2 protein-coding genes are annotated in these 2,567 nt (G+C 59.2%); one reads left to right on the top strand and one right to left on the bottom strand.

Annotated elements, in window-relative coordinates; all coding sequences use genetic code 11:
• Window positions 1-109: 109 nt before the first annotated feature.
• Entirely contained in the window at window positions 110-1,021 is a 912-nt protein-coding gene (locus tag N0B51_RS14755; RefSeq protein WP_259963359.1) for a LysR substrate-binding domain-containing protein, read from the bottom strand.
• 104 nt (window positions 1,022-1,125) lie between these two features.
• On the opposite strand from N0B51_RS14755, the gene N0B51_RS14760 reads away from it, so the two are divergent.
• The gene (locus N0B51_RS14760; RefSeq protein ID WP_259963360.1) at window positions 1,126-2,271 is read left to right on the top strand and encodes an acyl-CoA dehydrogenase family protein; all 1,146 of its coding nucleotides are present in this window, start codon (window positions 1,126-1,128) and stop codon (window positions 2,269-2,271) included.
• The last annotated feature ends 296 nt before the right edge of the window (window positions 2,272-2,567 follow it).

The raw sequence follows: 2,567 nt of genomic DNA on the forward strand, positions 1-2,567 counted from the left end.
ATCGCTGATCTCCCGGCTGTCGGGATCATTGAATCAGCGGTTTAGTCCCTCGGCAAGGGGAGTTTTTCAACAGAATAAGGGTGGGAAGCGGACGTTGAGAGAGGCACTACTACAAGGAAGCTTCTCGCTTCATCCAGAGAAGCAAGGTTTCTAGCGACCTGCGTCTGGGGTGATCTGCTCTGTAGACGAAGTAGAACCCGTAGCCGGGCAAAACTATGTCGCTGATTTGCACCAGTCGGCCATCGGCAAGCTCCCGCGCTACAAGAACGTCACTACAAAGCCCAAGACCTCGTCCTGCCACAATAGCTTCAATCCCGTGATGTTCTTCGTGGAATTTCCATTGCGCGGACCGAACGGTTCGACTGATCGGATGGGCTGCCGCTCGGGCCGCATTCTCCCATCGACGCCAAGTGGGCGCCTTTTCGTCAGTCAGGGGCCAGCCAATCTCAACACGTGGCAGATCGAGGATCGCCTGAGGCTCGAGCATTCCGACGCTATCAGGGAGCATCGAAGGCGCTGCAACGACGTAGAAGCTATCTCGAAATAGCTCGACCGCGACCCCATCTGTCGGACATTGCCGTGCGTAGCGGATAGCAACGTCGACTTCCCCGGTGCGGAGGTTTAGCACGGTATCAGTACCTGCAAGGTCGAGCGTCGATTCTGGTGCCTCCGCTTGCCAATTCTCCAATCGAGGCAGCAGCCAGCGCGCGGCGAAGGCGTTTGTCGTCGTCACCCGGAGATGGCCGATCGAGCTACCTGGGGTTATGCGTGCGAGCTCGTCTGAAATCGACAAAAAGGCATCTCGGACGACAGGCAGAAGCTGTGCGCCAACAGCGGTCAGTTGCATGGGCCTCGGCAGTCGGTGGAAAAGTGCTTGTCCGCAGTATCGTTCTAGCTGTCGGATCTGGTGGCTGACCGCCGTGGGCGTGACGGAGAGTTCCTCGGCGGCCCTCTTGAAACTGAGGAGGCGAGCCGCTGATTCGAAGGCCTGAAGCTGTCTAAGAGGTGGAAGGCGACTCATGGACCGAGTTCTAGATGAATGGTACTCACCTTGCCTCCAATTCTTTGCTCTTGCCCCATGGCTAAATTACTCCGACCGATCGGGCGTGCTGGTAGGAGATCATAATGGGCGGGAAATCGGAATCGACCGCCAGAACCATGCTCGAGAGGTTCGAGACTATCCGTCCCTTGCTGACGGAGCAGGCCGAGCGCTTCGACTCTGAGCGGAAGCTCTCGAACGAGGCCTTCGTCGCCTTGAGCGAAGCCGGCTTTTTCCGCCTTTTGCTGCCAACAGAGCTCGGCGGATGCGGGCTTTCGCCCCTCGACTTTATGGCAGTGGTAGAACATGCCGCAGCCCTCGACGGGACGATCGGCTGGCTCGTCGGGAACGGCGGCGGCATGTCGCGTGTTGGCGGCTATTTGCCGCCGAGCGCAGGGCAGGCCATATTCGATGAACCGTCGGCTTTCGTTGCATCAAGTACGGCCGCAATCGGCAAAGCGGTTCCTGTCGATGACGGGTACCGCATCACCGGCCGATGGTTCTTCGCCAGCGGCGCGCCCCACGCCACAACATTTGCCCCGCTGTGTGAAGTAGACGACGGGAGCGGACGGATTGTCTTGGCGTTTCTGCCGCGTGAAGCCGTCAAGCTGGAAGACAACTGGCATGTCTCAGGAATGCGGGGCACTGGAAGCTGGGACTTTGAAGCTAGCGACGTGTTTCTGCCGGCAGAGTACGTTTGCGATTTTCAGCCTGATCCGTCTCATGCCGGTATCGTCTATCGCCTCCCTGGCATTTCGGCCTTCACCTGGACCGTTGCCACGGTTCCGCTGGGGATCGCGAAAGGAGCAATTGACGCGCTTGTCGCTGCGAGCTCAGGCCACCGACGCCAGGGTATGACCGTTCCCGTCGCGGAGCGCGAAGTGGCTCAATCGGAGACAGGGCGTTGCCTTGCACAATACCGGGCCGCTGGCGCCTACATGCGATCAGCTATGACGACATTGTGCGCGGCAGTCGAATGCGAGGACGCAAATCTGGTTGCCGCCCGGATCGACTACCGATTGGCCTGTTCCCACGCCGCAGAAGTCGCCGTCGGCATCGTGCTGCGGGTGAACGATTTGATTGGAGCCCGCGCTCTAGCAGAGTCACAGCCTTTCGAAAGGCGCGAACGCGACGTTCGTGCTGCGGCCAAGCACGTCGCCATGTCAACCGAGCAATTCGTGATTGCTGGCAATTACGCGCTTGGCGGCGATATTAGTAACGCCAGCTTTTGACGAGTGGCGTGCATCGACGTCGACACAGGGAAGTACGGGGTCGTCTGGCAGAAGATCGCTGGCGAGTGGAAAGCCGCCGCGGACATAATCAACAGCGACTGGCGGGTCGTGAGGGCTGACCCGATATAACTCTCGCTGGTCGCCAATGTCCGCAAAGGGGTCTATTCTGTTGAAAAACTCCCCTTGCCGAGAGGCTAGACCGCTGATTCAATGATCCCGGCAGCCGGGAGATCAGGGATGATGGGCGAGCGGACGGTGATGCAGGAAGCGCTGTTCTACAGCTTCAGCATCGAGAG

Origin of the sequence: Tsuneonella litorea (assembly GCF_025154015.1) — a bacterium.
GTDB lineage: Bacteria > Pseudomonadota > Alphaproteobacteria > Sphingomonadales > Sphingomonadaceae > Tsuneonella > Tsuneonella litorea.

Excerpts from the sequence above, each read along its gene's own strand:
- N0B51_RS14755 (WP_259963359.1), bottom strand. The coding sequence starts at position 1,021 with ATGAGTCGCCTTCCACCTCTTAGACAGCTTCAGGCCTTCGAATCAGCG.
- N0B51_RS14760 (WP_259963360.1), top strand. The coding sequence starts at position 1,126 with ATGGGCGGGAAATCGGAATCGACCGCCAGAACCATGCTCGAGAGGTTC.